General features: G+C 47.4%; 20 protein-coding genes. All 20 read right to left on the bottom strand.

Annotated elements, in window-relative coordinates; genetic code table 11:
• Nucleotides 1-32: 32 nt before the first annotated feature.
• Nucleotides 33-401 carry a 50S ribosomal protein L14 gene (gene rplN / locus P397_RS0116655; RefSeq protein ID WP_012369019.1) on the bottom strand — a complete coding sequence of 123 codons (369 nt, stop codon included), beginning with the start codon at nucleotides 399-401 and terminating at the stop codon, nucleotides 33-35.
• A 48-nt stretch (nucleotides 402-449) separates the two neighbouring features.
• Nucleotides 450-713, bottom strand: coding sequence for a 30S ribosomal protein S17 (gene rpsQ, locus P397_RS0116660; RefSeq protein ID WP_014969155.1), 264 nt, complete (start codon nucleotides 711-713; stop codon nucleotides 450-452).
• 31 nt (nucleotides 714-744) lie between these two features.
• Nucleotides 745-948 (bottom strand): 50S ribosomal protein L29, encoded by a 204-nt coding sequence (rpmC, locus tag P397_RS0116665; RefSeq protein WP_012369017.1) that lies wholly within the window; start codon nucleotides 946-948, stop codon nucleotides 745-747.
• Nucleotides 935-1,372 carry a 50S ribosomal protein L16 gene (rplP, locus tag P397_RS0116670; protein ID WP_012369016.1) on the bottom strand — a complete coding sequence of 146 codons (438 nt, stop codon included), beginning with the start codon at nucleotides 1,370-1,372 and terminating at the stop codon, nucleotides 935-937. Before rplP ends, rpmC begins: the two co-directional genes overlap by 14 nt.
• Nucleotides 1,373-1,405: 33 nt before the next feature.
• Nucleotides 1,406-2,062, bottom strand: a complete 657-nt coding sequence (rpsC, locus tag P397_RS0116675; RefSeq protein ID WP_026834299.1) for a 30S ribosomal protein S3 — start codon at nucleotides 2,060-2,062, stop codon at nucleotides 1,406-1,408.
• 12 nt (nucleotides 2,063-2,074) lie between these two features.
• On the bottom strand, nucleotides 2,075-2,407 hold the full coding sequence (gene rplV / locus P397_RS0116680; RefSeq protein WP_012369014.1) for a 50S ribosomal protein L22: 333 nt from the start codon (nucleotides 2,405-2,407) through the stop codon (nucleotides 2,075-2,077).
• 20 nt (nucleotides 2,408-2,427) lie between these two features.
• On the bottom strand, nucleotides 2,428-2,706 hold the full coding sequence (gene rpsS / locus P397_RS0116685) for a 30S ribosomal protein S19 (protein WP_012369013.1): 279 nt from the start codon (nucleotides 2,704-2,706) through the stop codon (nucleotides 2,428-2,430).
• Between the two features lie 63 nt (nucleotides 2,707-2,769).
• A complete protein-coding gene (gene rplB, locus P397_RS0116690; protein ID WP_012369012.1) occupies nucleotides 2,770-3,600 on the bottom strand; it encodes a 50S ribosomal protein L2 in 831 nt (276 codons plus the stop codon).
• A 32-nt stretch (nucleotides 3,601-3,632) separates the two neighbouring features.
• A complete protein-coding gene (gene rplW, locus P397_RS0116695; protein WP_012369011.1) occupies nucleotides 3,633-3,917 on the bottom strand; it encodes a 50S ribosomal protein L23 in 285 nt (94 codons plus the stop codon).
• On the bottom strand, nucleotides 3,917-4,540 hold the full coding sequence (gene rplD / locus P397_RS0116700) for a 50S ribosomal protein L4 (protein WP_028107244.1): 624 nt from the start codon (nucleotides 4,538-4,540) through the stop codon (nucleotides 3,917-3,919). Before rplD ends, rplW begins: the two co-directional genes overlap by 1 nt.
• A gap of 29 nt (nucleotides 4,541-4,569) precedes the next feature.
• Nucleotides 4,570-5,196, bottom strand: coding sequence for a 50S ribosomal protein L3 (rplC, locus tag P397_RS0116705; RefSeq protein ID WP_026834300.1), 627 nt, complete (start codon nucleotides 5,194-5,196; stop codon nucleotides 4,570-4,572).
• Nucleotides 5,197-5,264: 68 nt separating this feature from the next.
• On the bottom strand, nucleotides 5,265-5,573 hold the full coding sequence (rpsJ, locus tag P397_RS0116710; protein ID WP_012369008.1) for a 30S ribosomal protein S10: 309 nt from the start codon (nucleotides 5,571-5,573) through the stop codon (nucleotides 5,265-5,267).
• 318 nt (nucleotides 5,574-5,891) lie between these two features.
• Nucleotides 5,892-7,079, bottom strand: a complete 1,188-nt coding sequence (gene tuf, locus P397_RS0116715) for an elongation factor Tu (RefSeq protein ID WP_026834301.1) — start codon at nucleotides 7,077-7,079, stop codon at nucleotides 5,892-5,894.
• Nucleotides 7,080-7,196: 117 nt separating this feature from the next.
• Entirely contained in the window at nucleotides 7,197-9,275 is a 2,079-nt protein-coding gene (fusA, locus tag P397_RS0116720) for an elongation factor G (RefSeq protein ID WP_026834302.1), read from the bottom strand.
• Between the two features lie 124 nt (nucleotides 9,276-9,399).
• The gene (rpsG, locus tag P397_RS0116725; protein ID WP_026834303.1) at nucleotides 9,400-9,870 is read right to left on the bottom strand and encodes a 30S ribosomal protein S7; all 471 of its coding nucleotides are present in this window, start codon (nucleotides 9,868-9,870) and stop codon (nucleotides 9,400-9,402) included.
• A 49-nt stretch (nucleotides 9,871-9,919) separates the two neighbouring features.
• A complete protein-coding gene (gene rpsL / locus P397_RS0116730) occupies nucleotides 9,920-10,342 on the bottom strand; it encodes a 30S ribosomal protein S12 (protein WP_012369004.1) in 423 nt (140 codons plus the stop codon).
• Nucleotides 10,343-10,467: 125 nt separating this feature from the next.
• Complete coding sequence (locus tag P397_RS0116735) at nucleotides 10,468-10,719, bottom strand: ribosomal L7Ae/L30e/S12e/Gadd45 family protein (RefSeq protein ID WP_026834304.1); 252 nt, start codon at nucleotides 10,717-10,719, stop codon at nucleotides 10,468-10,470.
• A gap of 80 nt (nucleotides 10,720-10,799) precedes the next feature.
• Entirely contained in the window at nucleotides 10,800-14,399 is a 3,600-nt protein-coding gene (gene rpoC / locus P397_RS0116740; RefSeq protein WP_026834305.1) for a DNA-directed RNA polymerase subunit beta', read from the bottom strand.
• A gap of 20 nt (nucleotides 14,400-14,419) precedes the next feature.
• Complete coding sequence (rpoB, locus tag P397_RS0116745; RefSeq protein WP_026834306.1) at nucleotides 14,420-17,977, bottom strand: DNA-directed RNA polymerase subunit beta; 3,558 nt, start codon at nucleotides 17,975-17,977, stop codon at nucleotides 14,420-14,422.
• A 230-nt stretch (nucleotides 17,978-18,207) separates the two neighbouring features.
• On the bottom strand, nucleotides 18,208-18,804 hold the full coding sequence (locus P397_RS0116750; RefSeq protein WP_028107245.1) for a class I SAM-dependent methyltransferase: 597 nt from the start codon (nucleotides 18,802-18,804) through the stop codon (nucleotides 18,208-18,210).
• Between the last annotated feature and the right edge of the window lie 35 nt (nucleotides 18,805-18,839).

Below are 18,839 nucleotides of genomic sequence, written 5' to 3' on the forward strand. Positions count from 1 at the left end.
TTAGAGCACCTCCTTGTAGGAATTCTTTGGAATTAAAGTACTTCCGGTGCCAACGAGACGATCTTCATGAAGTCTTTTTCACGAAGTTCGCGTGCGACTGGTCCGAAGATACGTGTGCCACGTGGGCTTTTATCATCTTTGATGATGACTGCTGCATTTTCGTCAAAACGGATGTACGAACCGTCTTTACGACGAACGCCACGTTTAGTACGAACGACTACTGCGCGTACAACTTCACCTTTTTTGACAACGCCACCTGGTGTTGCTTGTTTAACTGTGCAAACAATTACATCACCGATGTTAGCAGTTTTACGACCAGATCCACCGAGGACTTTGATCGTCAAGACTTCACGAGCTCCTGAGTTATCTGCTACTTTCAAGCGAGATTCTTGTTGAATCATACGATTGTACCTCCCTCCGGATGTTTATTCACCCGAACTAATTAGAGTTTAGATGATTACTGCTTTTTCGACGACTTCTACGAGACGGAAACGTTTGTCCTTAGAAAGTGGACGTGTTTCTTGAATGCGTACAACATCACCGATTTTAGCTGTGTTGCTTTCATCATGCGTTTTATACTTCTTCGAGTAGTTTACGCGTTTGCCGTAGAGCTTGTGCTTTACTTTTGTCTCAACTGAAACAACGATCGTTTTATCCATTTTGTCAGATACGACGCGTCCAGTTAATACTTTGCGGTTGTTAGTGCGTTCCATTGAGTGTTCCTCCTCTCAGAATCCGAGTGAATTATGCGTTGTTGATGCCGAGTTCGCGTTCACGAAGAACGGTTTTCGCGCGTGCAATCGACTTGCGCACTTCACGGATACGAGCAGGGTTCTCAAGCTGACCAGTCGCGAGTTGGAAACGAAGGTTGAACAACTCTTCTTTCCACGAACCGACTTTACCGTTGAGCTCTTCTGTAGTTTGCTGACGGAGATCAGTTGCTTTCATTCGTATCACCACCATTTTCTTCACGTTTTACGAACTTACATTTTACTGGAAGTTTGTGTGATGCAAGACGGAGAGCTTCGCGTGCGATCTCTTCCGATACTCCTGCGATTTCGAACATTACTTTACCCGGTTTGACGACTGCAACCCAGCCCTCCGGAGCACCTTTACCTGAACCCATTCGGACTTCAAGAGGTTTTTTAGTGTATGGTTTGTGTGGGAAGATCTTGATCCACACTTTACCACCACGTTTCATATAACGAGTCATCGCGATACGCGCTGATTCGATTTGACGGCTAGTGATCCAGCTAGCTTCTTGAGCTTGGATACCGAACTCGCCGAAGTGTACTGTAGTACCACGTTTCGCTTTACCACGCATGTTGCCGCGGTGAACACGACGATATTTTACACGTTTTGGTAACAACATGTTGTGTTGCCTCCTTCCCTAGACGGATGTGGATTATTGTTCGTTTGATGCTGCTTTTTTCGTAGGAAGCACTTCACCGTGGTGGAGCCATACTTTTACGCCAATTTTGCCGTAAGTTGTATCAGCTTCAGCAGTACCGTAATCGATGTCTGCACGGAGTGTATGAAGTGGAACTGTTCCTTCTGAATACTTCTCTGAACGAGCGATATCAGCGCCGCCAAGACGACCAGAAACTTCAGTCTTGATTCCTTTGATACCTGAACGCATAGAACGTTGGATTGATTGCTTCATTGCACGACGGAACGAAACACGGCCTTCAAGTTGGCGTGCGATGTTCTCAGCGACAAGTTTAGCAACTGCATCCGGGTTTTTCACTTCAACGACGTTAACGTGAACGCGTTTGCCTTTTGCAAGGTTAGTGATGTCTGTACGAAGTGTTTCGATTTCAGAACCGCCTTTACCGATAACCATACCCGGCTTAGCAGTGTGAAGTGAAATGTTCAAGCGGTTTGCTGCGCGCTCGATTTCAATTTTAGAGACACTAGCGTCTTTAAGACGTTTTTCGATATATTCACGAACTACGTAGTCTTCATGAAGGAGATCAGCATAGTCTTTATCTGCGAACCAACGTGATTCCCAGTCTTTGATGATACCTACGCGAAGACCAGTTGGGTTAATCTTCTGACCCACGGTAATCCCTCCTTATTTTTCAGATACCACGATGTGAACGTGGCTCGTACGTTTGTTGATGCGGCTTGCGCGACCCATTGCACGTGGGCGGAAACGTTTGAGCGTTGGACCTTCGTTTACGTAAGCCTCTGTTACTACGAGGTTTTCGATGTTCATGTCGAAGTTGTGCTCAGCGTTCGCGATTGCCGATTTCAATACTTTCTCAACGATTGGCGTTGCTGCCTTGTTCGTGTAAGCAAGAATCGAAAGTGCTTCGCCGATTTGCTTCCCGCGGATTAAGTCTACTACTAGACGTGCCTTACGAGGAGCAATGCGAACCATATTAGCCGATGCTTTTGATTGCATAATGAGTACCTCCCCTCAGATTAACGTTTAGTCTTCTTATCGTTTCCAGCATGTCCTTTATAAGAACGTGTTGGCGCGAATTCACCAAGTTTGTGACCGACCATATCTTCTGTCACGTAAACCGGTACGTGTTTACGACCATCGTAGACAGCGATCGTGTGACCGATGAACTCTGGGAAGATTGTAGAGCGGCGTGACCAAGTTTTGATAACATGCTTGTCACCAGCTTCGTTGGCTTTATCAACCTTAGCGAGCAAATGGTGATCTGCAAATGGACCTTTTTTCAAGCTGCGACCCATAGTTGTACCTCCCTTTGGCATGATTCAGGAACGGTTCCTGCGAACCGTTCAGAAATCACGTAATTATTTTTTAGAACGACGGACGATATATTTATCGCTCGCTTTGTTTTTCTTACGAGTTTTGTAGCCGAGTGCCGGTTTACCCCAAGGAGTAAGTGGGCCTGAACGACCGATTGGAGCACGTCCTTCACCACCACCGTGTGGGTGATCAACTGGGTTCATTACAGAACCACGAACTGTAGGACGTTTTCCGAGCCAGCGTGAACGACCAGCTTTACCGATATTGACGAGCTCATGCTCTTCGTTACCGACAGCGCCGACTGTTGCACGGCAAGTAGCAAGGATCATACGTGTTTCGCCTGATTGAAGACGAACGATCGCGTATTTACCATCTTTACCGAGAAGCTGAGCAGAAGTACCAGCTGAACGAACGAGCTGACCACCTTTACCTGGCTTAAGTTCGATGTTGTGGATCAATGTACCAACTGGGATGTTTGAAAGTGGAAGAGCGTTACCGACTTTAATGTCAGCCTCAACTCCTGACATGACTTGCATGTCAACTTTCAATCCTTTAGGTGCGAGGATGTAGCGTTTTTCACCATCGATGTAGTGTACAAGAGCGATGTTTGCAGAGCGGTTCGGATCGTACTCGATTGTAGCGATACGGCCAGCGATGCCATCCTTGTTACGTTTGAAGTCGATGATACGGTATTTACGTTTGTGTCCGCCACCTTGGTGACGTACTGTCAAGCGACCTTGGTTGTTACGTCCGCCCTTTTTCGAAAGCTTTTCAGTTAACGATTTTTCAGGACGTGAAGCCGTAATCTCAGCAAAGTCAAGAGCAGTCATATTACGACGACCGTTAGTGGTCGGTTTAAACTTTTTAATTCCCATCGAGAGTTCCCTCCTTTTCTACAGAGTACCGATTAACCGAGGTAATCGAGTTCTTTGCTATCTGCAGTAAGCGTGACGACCGCTTTTTTGCGGCGTGCTGTGTAACCAGCGTGACGACCTACGCGTTTTGCTTTTGGTTTAGAGATAAGTGTGTTGATTTTTTCAACTTTAACGCCGAAGATCGCTTCAACTGCATCTTTGATTTGTGTCTTAGATGCCTTTACGTCTACTTCGAACGTGTACTTTTTCTCAGCCATTTGGTTCACTGAGCGTTCAGTAATTACAGGACGTTTGATAATGTCGTGTGCGTTTGCCATTATGCAAGCACCTCCTCTACTCTCGCAACTGCATCCTTCGTGAAGATGACTTTGTCGTGTGCGACAAGATCAAGGACGTTTACTCCAGCAGCGTCAACGACTGTGACACCCGGAATGTTGCGTGTTGAAAGAACGACTGTCTCGTTGTAATCAGCAGTAACGACGAGGACTTTACGTTCGATTGAAAGAGCAGCGAAGACCGAAATCATGTCTTTTGTTTTCGGAGCATCGATTGTCAATCCTTCAAGAACGATGAACTCGTTGTTAGCGACTTTCGAAGAAAGTGCTGAACGTAATGCGAGACGACGAACCTTTTTAGGAAGTTTATAAGCGTACGAACGTGGTGTTGGACCGAAGACTGTTCCACCGCCAACCCATTGTGGCGAACGGATCGAACCTTGGCGTGCACGACCAGTACCTTTTTGTTTCCATGGTTTACGGCCGCCACCGCGAACTTCCGAGCGACCTTTTGTATCATGTGTACCTTGGCGACGTGAAGCTTGTTGCATGACGATTGCATCGTATACGACTGCTTCGTTTGGCTCGATTCCGAAAACGGTATCTGCCAACTCGATGTCTCCAACTTGTGTACCTGTTTGGTTAAGCAAAGCTACTTTAGGCATTCGTTATTCCTCCTTTCCTTGCAAACAAATTAGTTGCCTTTTACCGCAGTTTTGACGACAACTTGGCTCTTACGTGCGCCTGGGATAGCACCCTTGACGAGGAGTAAGCCGCGTTCTACATCAACTTTTACGATTTCAAGGTTTTGAACAGTGACTTGCTCTCCACCCATGCGTCCTGGGAGCAATTTCCCTTTGAATACACGGTTTGGAGCGACAGGACCCATTGAACCTGGGCGACGGTGGTAACGCGAACCGTGAGCCATTGGACCACGTGATTGGTTGTGACGCTTGATTGCTCCAGCGAAACCTTTACCTTTCGACGTACCTGTTACATCAACCATTTCGCCTGCAGCGAAAGTATCTGCTTTAATCTCTTGACCGATTTCGAAATCTGTTACAGATGTACGGATTTCTTTAATGAAGCGCTTAGGTGTCGCACTAGCTTTCGCTGCGTGACCTTTTTGCGGTTTGTTTTGACGACCTTCTTTGATATCACCAAAGCCGAGTTGGACTGCTTCGTAACCGTCCACTTCCATTGTCTTCAATTGAAGAACAACGTTACCTTCTACTGAAACGACAGTAACCGGTACTACTTCGCCTGACTCGTTGAAGACTTGTGTCATACCGAGTTTAGTTCCTAAGATTCCTTTAGCCATGAGATACACCTCCTAATATTGAATGATTTTGATCTTCTGGCTAGTATCAACTATTTATAGAAGAAAAATTAAAGTTTGATTTCGATGTCAACGCCCGATGGAAGTTCAAGACGCATAAGCGCATCAACTGTTTTCGGTGTTGGGTTAACGATGTCGATCAAACGTTTGTGTGTACGCATTTCGAACTGCTCACGAGCATCTTTGTACTTGTGAACGGCACGAAGTACTGTGTAGATCGCTTTCTCCGTTGGGAGTGGGATCGGACCAGATACAGTAGCACCAGAACGTTTTGCTGTTTCGACAATCTTCTCAGCCGATTGATCAAGCACGCGGTGATCGTATGCTTTCAAACGGATCCGAATTTTTTCATTTGCCATGTTGTTTCCCTCCTTTTCGCCTATTTTGTAAATAGACATTCTCCGCGGAAATTTCCACACTAGCCATGGCAATGCCGCCTGGTGTGTCATAACCTCCCGCTTCATCGCGTTGTGTTTGTGACCAACATATTCTAGTTTACTTAATTCCAAGCAGGAAAGCAAGTAAAATAAAAATAGAATTTGTTTTCAAGTCTCTCACCACTCGCACAAACACTTTCCTCAGTATATAAGATGTCTGACCATGTTGCAAGACTGTTTTCAGCAAATCAAAAAAAAGGTCTTCCGTCACGGGAGACGGAAGACCTTTTGTCTTAAAAATTACTCAACGATTTCTGTAACTGATCCAGCGCCTACTGTACGGCCACCTTCACGGATTGAGAAACGAGTTTCTTTTTCAAGAGCGATTGGCGCGATGAGTTCAACAGTCAATTCGATGTTGTCCCCAGGCATTACCATTTCAGTTCCTTCTGGAAGTTGGCACATACCAGTTACGTCAGTTGTACGGAAGTAGAACTGTGGACGGTAGTTACCGAAGAATGGCGTGTGACGGCCACCCTCTTCTTTTGAAAGGATGTAAACTTGCGCTTTGAAAGTTTTGTGCGGTGTGATTGTGTTTGGTTTCGCGAGAACTTGTCCACGCTCGATGTCGTCACGTGATACACCACGGAGAAGTGCTCCGATGTTGTCGCCAGCTTCAGCATAGTCAAGAAGCTTACGGAACATCTCTACACCAGTACATACTGATTTTTTAGTTTCTTCGTGAAGACCAACGATTTCAACTTCGTCGTTGACTTTAAGAACTCCACGCTCAACGCGGCCAGTAGCAACTGTACCACGACCAGTGATTGAGAAAACATCCTCAACTGGCATCATGAAGTCTTTTTCAGTGTCACGAGTTGGCTCAGGGATGTACTCATCAACAGCTGTCATGAGTTCCATGATTTTTTCTTCCCATTTAGCTTCGCCGTTAAGCGCGCCGAGAGCAGATCCTTGGATAACTGGGAGGTCATCGCCTGGGAAGTCGTACTCAGAAAGAAGTTCGCGGATTTCCATTTCAACGAGTTCAAGAAGCTCTTCGTCGTCAACCATGTCGACTTTGTTCATGAATACTACGATGAAAGGAACACCTACTTGACGTGAAAGCAAGATGTGCTCACGTGTTTGTGGCATTGGACCATCAGTTGCAGAAACAACGAGGATCGCGCCGTCCATTTGTGCAGCACCAGTGATCATGTTTTTAACATAGTCAGCGTGACCTGGGCAGTCAACGTGTGCATAGTGGCGTTTTTCTGTTTCGTACTCGATGTGAGCTGTTGCGATAGTGATACCGCGCTCGCGCTCTTCTGGAGCACCATCGATTTGGTCAAACTTAGTTGCAGCTTTACCTTGTGCTTTTGCAAGTACAGCTGAGATAGCTGCTGTTAAAGTTGTTTTACCGTGGTCGACGTGGCCAATTGTACCAACGTTAACGTGCGGTTTAGAACGGTCGAATTTTTCTTTACCCATTCTGAATTCCTCCTCTATGTGTCTAATAATATTTTATAACTAGGAAGGTGAATCGTCGAATAACGTACACCTTCCTTAGCTTACACTAATCATAAAAGCGTGACAACCTGTGAAGGATTAGCCGTTTGCTTTTTTGATGATTTCTTCAGCAACTGATTTCGGTACTTCTTCGTAGTGATCGAAGTGCATCGAGTACGTTCCGCGACCTTGTGTGCGTGAACGAAGACCAGTAGCGTAACCGAACATCTCTGAAAGTGGAATCATCGAACGAACGACTTGAGCGTTCCCACGAGCTTCCATACCTTCAACGCGTCCACGGCGTGATGTAACATCACCCATGATGTCTCCCATGTATTCATCTGGGATAACGATTTCAACTTTCATCATTGGCTCAAGGATAACAGCGCCGCTCTTATCTTTAAGTTGTTTGACGGCCATTGAAGCCGCGATTTTAAATGCCATCTCGTTTGAGTCGACATCGTGGTACGAACCGAAAACGAGTGCCGCTTTAACGTCAACTACTGGATAACCAGCAAGGATACCGTTTTGAAGCGCTTCTTCGATTCCGTGTTCAACCGCTGGGATGTATTCACGTGGAACAACACCACCGACGATTTTGTTGTTGAACTCAAAGCCAGCACCTTCTTCGTTTGGCTCGAATTCTACGACGACGTGACCATACTGACCACGACCACCTGATTGACGAGCAAACTTAGAATCGATTTTCGCCGCTTGGCGGATCGTTTCACGGTAAGCTACTTGTGGAGCACCAACATTTGCTTCGACTTTGAATTCGCGACGCATACGGTCAACGATGATGTCGAGGTGAAGCTCACCCATACCTGAGATGATCGTTTGACCAGTCTCTGGGTTAGTTTCAGTGCGGAATGTTGGATCCTCTTCAGCAAGCTTAGCGAGTGCTTGACCCATTTTATCTTGGTCAGCTTTCGTTTTAGGCTCGATTGCGACCGAGATAACTGGTTCTGGGAATGTCATTGATTCGAGAACGACGTTGTCTTTCTCTGAACAAAGCGTATCACCAGTAGTAGTATCTTTAAGACCTACAGCTGCTGCGATGTCACCAGCGAAGACCATTGGGATCTCCTCACGGCTGTTCGCGTGCATTTGAAGGATACGTCCAAGACGCTCACGTTTACCTTTTGTTGAGTTCTTGACGTATGATCCTGCCGAAGCTGTACCAGAGTACACACGGAAGAACGTCAATTTACCAACATACGGGTCAGTCATAACTTTGAATGCAAGTGCAGAGAATGGCGCTTCGTCAGTTGACTCACGAACGATCTCTTCATCTGTATCCATGTTAATTCCTGTGATTGCTTTTACGTCGACTGGTGATGGGAGGTAGTCAAGGACTGCGTCAAGCATAAGCTGAACACCTTTGTTCTTGAATGCCGAACCAACGAGAACTGGGTAGAAATCAACTGTAAGTGTCGCTTTACGGATACCCGCTTTAAGCTCTTCAATTGTGATTTCCTCGCCCTCGAGGTATTTCATCATCATTTCTTCTTCGTAATCTGCAACTGCTTCGATTAATGACGCACGAAGTTCTTCAGCTTCTTCTGCGAATTCTGCAGGGAAACCTTCAGTTTCTTCGATGTCAGTACCGAGGTCGTTACCGTACATGTAAGTTTTCTTTTCAACGAGGTCGATGATTCCTTTGAATTCATCTTCAGCGCCGATTGGGATTTGGATTGCGTGTGCGTTCGCTTGAAGGCGGTCGCGGAGCGTTCCAACCGAGTACAGGAAGTCTGCACCGATTTTATCCATTTTGTTAACGAAAACGATACGTGGTACGCCGTAAGTTGTAGCTTGGCGCCATACTGTCTCAGTTTGTGGCTCAACACCAGACTGAGCATCAAGTACTGCTACCGCACCATCAAGTACACGGAGTGAACGTTCAACTTCAACAGTGAAGTCTACGTGTCCAGGTGTATCGATGATGTTTACGCGGTTACCTTTCCATTGTGCAGTTGTTGCTGCCGATGTAATCGTGATTCCGCGCTCTTGCTCTTGCTCCATCCAGTCCATCTGTGAAGCACCTTCGTGCGTTTCACCAATCTTGTGGATACGACCCGTGTAATAGAGGATACGCTCAGTCGTTGTTGTTTTACCAGCATCGATGTGGGCCATGATCCCGATATTACGGGTGTTCTTAAGGGAGAATTCTCTTGCCATCTTTAAACATTCTCCTTTCGCATTTTAGTTTAGTGTCCGTGTGTTGCCACACGTCATGACTATACCCGAAAGCCACCTCATATTTCCATACAAAATGGCATAGATGAGGTGGTTAATTCCGGATTTACCAGCGGTAGTGAGCAAACGCTTTGTTCGCTTCCGCCATTTTGTGCATATCTTCGCGCTTCTTAACAGAAGCACCAGTGTTGTTTGCAGCGTCCATGATTTCGTTAGCAAGACGAGCATCCATTGTTTTCTCGTTACGGAGACGTGAGTAGTTCACGAGGTAACGAAGTGCGAGTGTCGTACGGCGCTCAGGGCGGACTTCGACAGGAACTTGATAGTTAGCTCCACCTACACGGCGTGCTTTTACTTCAAGAACTGGCATGATGTTGTTCATCGCCTCTTCAAAAACTTCCATTGCATCGCGACCTGAACGTTCAGCGATAGTTTCGAAAGCTTTGTATAAGATTTGTTGAGCAGTACCTTTTTTACCATCTAACATAAGACGGTTGATAAGGCGGGTAACGAGTTTAGAGTTGTAGATCGGATCAGCCATTACATCACGGCGTTCTACTTGACCTTTACGTGGCATTCCGAGTCCCTCCTTTCATATAGTGAGGTGATATCTTCTGATATCTAGATTATTTTTTTGCTGCTTTTGGACGTTTAGTACCATATTTCGAACGACCTTGCATACGGCCGTCAACTCCAGCTGTATCGAGTGCACCACGAACGATGTGGTAACGTACCCCTGGTAAGTCTTTTACGCGACCGCCGCGAATAAGAACAACACTGTGTTCTTGCAAGTTGTGGCCGATACCTGGGATGTAAGCTGTTACTTCCATTGTGTTCGTTAAACGTACACGTGCGTACTTACGAAGAGCCGAGTTCGGTTTCTTCGGAGTCATTGTACCTACACGAGTACAAACACCACGTTTTTGTGGTGAGCTGATGTCAGTACGAGCTTTAATAAAGCTGTTGTACCCTTTGTTCAGCGCTGGCGAATCTGATTTCACAACTTTTGATTGACGTCCTTTACGGACTAATTGGTTGATAGTAGGCATCTTTGAGATCCTCCCTTCCTGAATTCATGACAAGTTTCAAAACCACCGAGCCGGGTGGTTCATCGAAAGTCATAATGAAACGTTTTGCGTGGCTCAGGCATTCCATCGCCACACAAAACGTATTATCAAACTTTCTTAATGGCAACAGCAGTTGCAGCAACGTCGATTCCACAAGCCTTACCAAGCTCAAGCTTAGAAGGAACGCTCACGACTGGAACGTTTGCTTGTTTCGCCGCGTCGAGCAATGCTTGCTTTACGTGTTCATCTGCGTCATCTGCGATGATCACTTCCGACGCCTTGCCAGATCGCAATGCTTTGAGCGTTTGCTTTTGACCGACAAACTTCAAATCTGCGCCGACTACTTTTTTGTAAGACATGAAGATATCCTCCAAAATAACACAGCCGGTTGGCAACACTATATCATAGTAGCACCGCCATACCGGCGTGTCAAGGCGTTTTATTCTACAGGAGAATCTGCTTCTACAGGTGTTTCGCCTGCTATTTCGAGACCGATTTGACGGTAACGTGTCATTCCTGTACCAGCTGGAACAAGTTTACCGATAATAACGTTCTCTTTCAAGCCGCGAAGGTAGTCGCTCTTCCCTTTAATCGCCGCATCCGTAAGGACACGAGTAGTTTCCTGGAACGAAGCAGCTGATAGGAACGAATCCGTTTCAAGCGACGCTTTTGTGATACCGAGGAGAACTGGTTTAGCCGAAGCGAGTGCTTTACCGGCACGGAGCGCTTCTTTACATGCTTCTTTAAACGTGCTGATATCGACAAGCGAACCTGGTAAGAGTGATGTCTCACCTGATTCGATGACGCGGACGCGACGGATCATCTGACGTACCATGACCTCGACGTGCTTGTCACCGATCTCAACCCCCTGCATCCGGTATACTTTTTGAACTTCTTGGAGAAGATAGTTCTGTACGCCTGATACACCTTTGACGTTCAAGAGTTCTTTCGGGTCGATTGAACCTTCTGTGAACACTTGTCCGGCTTTGACTTCTTCACCGAGTTGAACACGCAGACGCGATCCGAAAGGAATCGTGTATGTCCGTGTCTCGCTCAGACCTTGAATCGTCAACTCACGCTTGTCACGCGACTCCGTAAAGTCGATGACTTGTCCGTCGATCTCCGAGATGACCGCTTGACCTTTCGGGTTACGGGCCTCGAACAACTCCTGGATACGCGGGAGACCTTGTGTGATATCGTCTCCGGCAACCCCACCTGTGTGGAAGGTACGCATTGTAAGCTGCGTTCCCGGCTCACCGATTGATTGTGCCGCGATGATTCCGACTGCTTCGCCGACTTCGACGTCGTTACCAGTCGCAAGGTTACGTCCGTAACATTTCTTACAGACACCATGACTTGTGTTACATGTGAAGGCTGTACGAATCTCAACGTTGTCGATGCCTGCGTCCGTAATCGCACGCGCGATATCTTCGTCGATGAGTTCGTTTGTTGAAACGAGAACGGCACCTGTTTCCGGGTGAACGACTTTTTCAAACGCTGTACGGCCAACAAGACGGTCGTAAAGGTTTTCAATTTCTTCCGTTCCTTCACGAAGTGCTGTGACGCGGATACCACGATCCGTTCCACAATCATCTTCACGAATGATAACATCTTGCGCTACGTCAACGAGACGACGAGTCAGGTAACCTGAATCGGCAGTCTTCAAGGCTGTATCGGCAAGACCTTTACGCGCACCGTGCGTCGAGATGAAGTATTCCTGAACCGTCAGACCCTCACGGAACGAAGATTTGATCGGGAGCTCGATGATCCGTCCACTTGGAGCGGCCATGAGTCCACGCATCCCTGCAAGCTGCGTAAAGTTTGACGCGTTACCACGGGCACCGGAGTCACTCATCATGAAGATCGGGTTGAGACGGTTAAGGGATTTCATCAGACGAGACTGAATTTCATCCTTCGCATCATTCCACGATTTAACGACACGCTCATAGCGCTCTTCTTCTGTGATGAGACCACGACGGTACGATTTCATAACGCGGTCAACATTATCTTGTGCCTCGACGAGGATTTCCTGTTTGTCCGGAAGTACGATGATATCGGCGATACCAACCGTAATACCCGCACGTGTCGAGTGTTTGAAACCAAGGTTTTTCATTCGGTCAAGCATGCGGCTCGTTTCAGTCGTTTCAAAACGCTTGAAGACTTCCGCGATGACATTTCCGAGGAATCCTTTTTTGAATGGTTCGATGATCGGACGGCTCTTGATTTCAGCAGCGACATCCGTTCCTTTTTCAAGGAAGTACTGATCAGGCGTTGCTTCCTGCAGATTGCTCATCGATGGTTCATTCAAGTATGGGAACGTCGTTGGGAGGATCTCGTTGAAGATCAACTTACCGACCGTCGTAACCAATAATTTCTCGTTTTGCGCTTCCGTGAATGTCGGGTTTTTAAGAACGCCGGCTGGAACTGCAACACGTGTATGGAAGTGGACATACCCATTTTGGTAGGCAATCAACGCTTCGTTCACGGTCGAGAATGTTTTCCCTTCGCCGATTGCGTTTTCACGCTCAAGCGTCAGGTAGTAGTTACCGAGGACCATATCCTGCGATGGTGTAACAACAGGTTTACCGTCTTTCGGGTTCAAGATGTTTTGAGCAGCGAGCATGAGAAGACGTGCTTCTGCTTGTGCTTCTGCCGAGAGTGGTACGTGAACCGCCATTTGGTCACCATCGAAGTCGGCGTTGTATGCCGTACATACGAGTGGGTGAAGGCGAATCGCGCGACCTTCGACGAGCGTTGGTTCGAACGCCTGGATACCGAGACGGTGAAGGGTCGGGGCACGGTTCAAGAGAACCGGATGCTCACGGATGACTTCTTCTAAAACGTCCCAAATTTCAGGTTGTACACGTTCGATTTTCCGTTTTGCACTCTTAATGTTAGGTGCGATGCCACGTGAGACAAGCTCTTTCATGACAAACGGTTTGAAGAGCTCAAGGGCCATTTCTTTCGGAAGACCACACTGATACATCTTCAGGTTTGGACCAACGACGATAACCGAACGACCAGAGTAGTCGACACGTTTACCGAGCAAGTTTTGACGGAAACGTCCTTGTTTCCCTTTCAACATATGTGAAAGAGATTTTAATGGACGGTTACCCGGTCCAGTAACAGGACGACCGCGACGACCGTTATCAATCAAGGCATCAACCGCTTCTTGCAACATCCGTTTTTCATTCTGAACGATGATGTTCGGAGCGCCAAGGTCAAGAAGACGCTTGAGACGGTTGTTACGGTTGATGACACGACGGTACAAATCGTTTAAGTCAGATGTCGCGAAACGTCCACCATCAAGCTGGACCATCGGACGGAGTTCCGGCGGGATGACCGGTAATACTTCAAGAACCATCCACTCCGGGTTGTTGCCTGAGTTACGGAAGGCATCGAGGACTTCAAGGCGTTTAATCGCACGAGTACGACGTTGTCCTTGAATCATTCGAAGATCTTCACGTAAGCCAGCTACTTCTTTTTCGAGTTCAACGTCGCGAAGCAATTTACGAACGGCTTCTGCACCCATTTCAGCGGTAAACGAACTACCGAATTTCTCGCGGTATGCGCGATACTCTTTTTCTGAAAGGAGTTGTTTCTTCTCGAGTGTCGATTCGCCTGGATCCGTTACGACGTACGACGCGAAGTAAATGATCTCTTCGAGTGCACGTGGTGACATATCAAGGACGAGACCCATACGACTTGGGATTCCTTTGAAGTACCAAATGTGCGAAACCGGTGCAGCAAGTTCAATGTGACCCATGCGTTCACGGCGGACTTTCGACTTCGTGACTTCAACGCCACAGCGGTCACAAATGATTCCTTTATAACGGATTCGTTTGTATTTCCCACAGTAACATTCCCAGTCTTTCGTCGGACCAAAAATCCGTTCACAGAACAAGCCGTCTTTCTCTGGCTTGAGCGTACGATAGTTGATCGTTTCCGGCTTCTTCACTTCCCCGAAAGACCATGAACGGATCTTTTCAGGGGAAGCGAGGCCGATTTTCATATATTCAAATCTATTAACATCTACCAAGGGGTGGACCTCCCTTTCGCTTATTCCTCTTCAGTAACAACTGGTGCGACAGGCGCTTGAACTTCTTCGAGTGCTGGAGTCGCGTTCGGGATGTTGTCCTCGTCGTCGTCTTTCATTTCGATCTCTTCATCTTCGGCAGACATCATCTTAACATCCATACCCAGTGATTGAAGCTCTTTAATGAGGACTCGGAACGATTCCGGTACGCCCGGTTGTGGTACATTTTCACCTTTAACAATCGCTTCATATGCTTTGACACGACCGATTGTATCATCCGACTTGATTGTCAGGATCTCTTGGAGCGTATAAGCGGCACCATATGCTTCCAGTGCCCATACTTCCATCTCACCGAAACGCTGTCCACCGAACTGGGCTTTACCACCGAGCGGCTGCTGCGTAACGAGTGAGTAAGGACCCGTCGAACGTGCGTGAAGTTTATCATCGACCATGTGGGCGAGTTTGATCATATACATGACACCGACCGAGATACGGTTGTCGAAGGCTTCACCAGAACGTCCATCATAAAGGATGGTTTTGGCGTCGCGATCCATACCGGCTTCTTCAATCGTTGCCCAAACATCTTCCTCACGCGCACCATCGAATACCGGTGATGCGACTTTGATTCCGAGTTGGCGTGCAGCCATACCAAGGTGAAGCTCGAGCAACTGCCCGATGTTCATCCGTGATGGTACACCAAGTGGGTTCAACATGATGTCGATTGGTGTGCCGTCTGGCATGTACGGCATGTCTTCTTCTGGCAAGATACGTGAGATAACACCTTTGTTACCGTGACGTCCCGCCATTTTATCTCCTTCGTGAATCTTACGCTTCTGAACGATGTACGCACGGATCAACTGGTTGACACCAGGTGACAGTTCGTCGCCGTTATCACGATCGAAGATTTTCACGTCAAGGATGATACCGTCGCCGCCGTGCGGTACACGGAGTGATGTATCACGGACTTCACGTGCTTTTTCACCGAAGATGGCATGAAGCAGGCGTTCTTCAGCTGTCAATTCCGTTACGCCCTTAGGTGTAACTTTACCGACCAGGATATCCCCGTCTTTAACTTCAGCACCGACGCGGATGATTCCGCGGTCGTCGAGGTTTTTCAGGGCGTCGTCGCCGACGTTCGGAATGTCACGAGTGATCTCTTCCGGTCCGAGTTTTGTATCACGCGACTCACACTCATATTCCTCGATGTGGATCGACGTGTAGACATCGTCTTTCACGAGACGTTCGCTCATGATGACGGCATCCTCGTAGTTGTAACCATCCCATGTCATGAAACCGACGAGTACGTTACGACCAAGCGCAAGTTCCCCACCGTCCATCGATGGACCATCTGCAAGAATCTCGCCTTTATCGACTGGATCGCCTGCTTTGATGATTGGTTTTTGGTTATAGCACGTTCCTTGGTTGGAACGGATGAATTTTTGAATCTTGTAACGATCGAGTTCACCTTGAACGATGTTGCCATCGACTTCCGTCGTACGACGGACAAGGATTTCACGCGCCGTTACACGCTCAGCGATACCTGAGTGTTTAGCAACAACCGCAGCACCTGAGTCTTTCGCAGACACGTACTCCATTCCTGTTCCGACAATCGGTGATTCCGGATCGAGAAGTGGGACGGCCTGACGTTGCATGTTTGCTCCCATGAGGGCACGGTTCGAGTCATCGTTCTCAAGGAACGGGATACATGCCGTCGCTGCCGAAACAACCTGTTTCGGAGATACGTCCATGTAATCGACACGAGCTGGTTCGACAGACAAGTTTTGTCCACGGAAACGTGACAAGACGTGTGTATCTTGGAACGTCTTCTCTTCCGTCAACAACATGTTTGCCTGTGCGACGACGTAGAGATCTTCTTCGTCTGCCGTCATGTAGTGGATTTCATTCGTGACGACACCCGTTTCCGGATCGACACGACGGTATGGTGCTTCAATGAAACCATACTCATTGACCTTCGCGAACGAAGACAGTGAGTTGATCAGCCCGATGTTCGGACCCTCAGGCGTTTCGATTGGACACATACGGGAATAATGCGAGTAGTGAACATCTCGGACTTCGAAGCCGGCACGCTCACGTGTAAGACCACCGGGTCCAAGTGCAGAGAGACGACGTTTGTGCGTCAACTCGGCAAGCGGGTTCGTTTGGTCCATGAACTGTGACAACTGCGAGCTACCGAAGAACTCTTTAATCGATGCGATAACCGGACGAATGTTGATCAATGCCTGTGGCGTGATCGCGTTCTGATCCTGAATCGACATCCGCTCCTTAACGACACGTTCCATACGGGAAAGCCCGATCCGGAACTGGTTTTGGAGCAATTCACCGACTGAACGGAGACGACGGTTACCGAGGTGGTCGATATCGTCTGTCGTTCCTACTTCATGCAACAAGTTGAAGAAGTAGTTGATAGCAGAAATCATGTCAGCAGGCGTAATGTGCTTGATGTCACGATCGATGTTACCGTTACCGATGATATTGATGATGCGTTCACCTTCAGCATCGTCCGGTGCGAACACCTTGATCGACTGCAAGTTGAAGGCTTCGCCTTGTGTTACGCCGCCAGTTGGCGTCGCTTCGATATAACCGACAGATCCTTCAAGGAATGGCAGAACCTTATCGAGCATACGACGATCAAGGACTGTTCCTTCTTCTGCGATTACTTCACCTGTTTCCGGGTCCACAAGCGTTTCCGCAAGTTTCTGTCCGAACAGACGATTCTTCAAATGAAGTTTTTTATTGATTTTATAACGACCAACGTTTGCCAAATCATAACGTTTCGGGTCAAAGAACCGTGACACGAGAAGTGCTTTCGCATTTTCGACAGTCGGTGGCTCTCCCGGACGCAGACGCTCATAAATCTCAATGAGGGCTTTTTCCGTTGTTTCTGTATTATCTTTTTCAAGGGAGTTGCGGAGGTATTCATCATCTCCAAGGAGATCGATGATTTCCTGATCCGTGCCGAAACCAAGAGCACGTAAAAGAACCGTTACTGGAATCTTACGCGTGCGGTCGATTCGGACATATACGATATCCTTCGCATCTGTCTCAAGTTCGAGCCATGCTCCACGGTTCGGGATGACCGTTGCCGAAAATCCACGTTTACCGTTCTTATCTAACTTATTGTTGTAATACACACTTGGCGAACGAACAAGCTGAGAAACGATGACTCGTTCCGCACCATTAATAATGAATGTTCCCGACTCCGTCATAAGCGGGAAGTCACCCATGAAGACTTCTTGTTCCTTCAATTCACCCGTCTCTTTGTTTTGAAGACGGACTTTTACGCGTAGTGGTGCCGAATAGGTCACATCGCGTTCTTTTGATTCATCAATCGAATACTTCGGCTCTCCGAGCGAGTAGTCGATGAATTCTAATACGAGATTTCCAGTGAAGTCGGAAATCGGCGAGATATCATGAAACATCTCACGAAGACCTTCCCGCAGGAACCATTCGTATGAATTCGTTTGAATCTCAATAAGATTTGGAAGTTCTAATACTTCGCTGATACGTGCATAGCTTCTTCTCTGACGGTGACGACCGTACTGAACAAGTTGACCAGTCAACTGATTCACCTCTCAGACCCACTTCTTCTTCTAGAGAAGGACGGGTGTAATATCGAACATTGAAGCCATTTTTTGACCGATAAGCGCAAAAAAGCGACGTCTTGTCTACTCAATCATCTGTAGTCGAGAACGCCAGCTGCTTCAAACTGCTTATCCAAAAATCACTCCAATGGCATTTTATAATACTATCATAGACATTAGACAAGGTCAACGACAAATCACTCGATTTGTCAAGACCGAATTGATTTAAATATCGAGTACCCTTTATCCCGGGTAACGGTTTCACATGAACCAAAGACTTCTTCCATCAGTTTTTTCGCTGACGGTCCGCCTTGTTTTTTCTGAATGACGACCCATAAGGCACCGCCGATTTCCAAATGATCATACGCTTCCCGTAAAATCCGGTGAACTACAGTTTTTCCTGCGCGAATCGGTGGATTCGTCACGATCGCTGCAAACGTCTGATCAACCACGCCAGCGTATCCGTCACTTACACCGGTCGTCACGGAAACACCATTCGCACGTGCGTTGTCAGCAGCAAGCTCAAGTGCCCGCTCGTTTACATCAACCAAAACCGCTTCTCGTCCGGTCGTCTTCGCAAGCGAAATACCCATCGGACCGTATCCACAACCGACATCAAGAATTGCACCGGTGACGTCTGGTTCGACAAATGCTTCTATTAAAAGACGTGAACCAAAATCAATGCCGCCTTTTGAAAAGACACCATGATCGGATGTAAAACGGAACGTTTCACCACGTAATACAAACTCCCACGACTTCGGATCCCGTTTCGAGGAGGGATCATTTGTGTAATAATGATCGGCCATGTTTCCTTCCCCTCTCTGCATTAAAGTTGAAAACA

Source organism: Exiguobacterium undae DSM 14481, from assembly GCF_000620805.1.
Lineage (GTDB): Bacteria > Bacillota > Bacilli > Exiguobacteriales > Exiguobacteriaceae > Exiguobacterium_A > Exiguobacterium_A undae.

Coding starts and splice junctions, on each gene's coding strand:
- rplN (WP_012369019.1), bottom strand. CDS start 401: ATGATTCAACAAGAATCTCGCTTGAAAGTAGCAGATAACTCAGGAGCT.
- rpsQ (WP_014969155.1), bottom strand. CDS start 713: ATGGAACGCACTAACAACCGCAAAGTATTAACTGGACGCGTCGTATCT.
- rpmC (WP_012369017.1), bottom strand. CDS start 948: ATGAAAGCAACTGATCTCCGTCAGCAAACTACAGAAGAGCTCAACGGT.
- rplP (WP_012369016.1), bottom strand. CDS start 1,372: ATGTTGTTACCAAAACGTGTAAAATATCGTCGTGTTCACCGCGGCAAC.
- rplV (WP_012369014.1), bottom strand. CDS start 2,407: ATGCAATCAAAAGCATCGGCTAATATGGTTCGCATTGCTCCTCGTAAG.
- rpsS (WP_012369013.1), bottom strand. CDS start 2,706: ATGGGTCGCAGCTTGAAAAAAGGTCCATTTGCAGATCACCATTTGCTC.
- rplB (WP_012369012.1), bottom strand. CDS start 3,600: ATGGGAATTAAAAAGTTTAAACCGACCACTAACGGTCGTCGTAATATG.
- rplW (WP_012369011.1), bottom strand. CDS start 3,917: ATGGCAAACGCACACGACATTATCAAACGTCCTGTAATTACTGAACGC.
- rplD (WP_028107244.1), bottom strand. CDS start 4,540: ATGCCTAAAGTAGCTTTGCTTAACCAAACAGGTACACAAGTTGGAGAC.
- rplC (WP_026834300.1), bottom strand. CDS start 5,196: ATGGCTAAAGGAATCTTAGGAACTAAACTCGGTATGACACAAGTCTTC.
- rpsJ (WP_012369008.1), bottom strand. CDS start 5,573: ATGGCAAATGAAAAAATTCGGATCCGTTTGAAAGCATACGATCACCGC.
- tuf (WP_026834301.1), bottom strand. CDS start 7,079: ATGGGTAAAGAAAAATTCGACCGTTCTAAACCGCACGTTAACGTTGGT.
- fusA (WP_026834302.1), bottom strand. CDS start 9,275: ATGGCAAGAGAATTCTCCCTTAAGAACACCCGTAATATCGGGATCATG.
- rpsG (WP_026834303.1), bottom strand. CDS start 9,870: ATGCCACGTAAAGGTCAAGTAGAACGCCGTGATGTAATGGCTGATCCG.
- rpsL (WP_012369004.1), bottom strand. CDS start 10,342: ATGCCTACTATCAACCAATTAGTCCGTAAAGGACGTCAATCAAAAGTT.
- P397_RS0116735 (WP_026834304.1), bottom strand. CDS start 10,719: ATGTCTTACAAAAAAGTAGTCGGCGCAGATTTGAAGTTTGTCGGTCAA.
- P397_RS0116750 (WP_028107245.1), bottom strand. CDS start 18,804: ATGGCCGATCATTATTACACAAATGATCCCTCCTCGAAACGGGATCCG.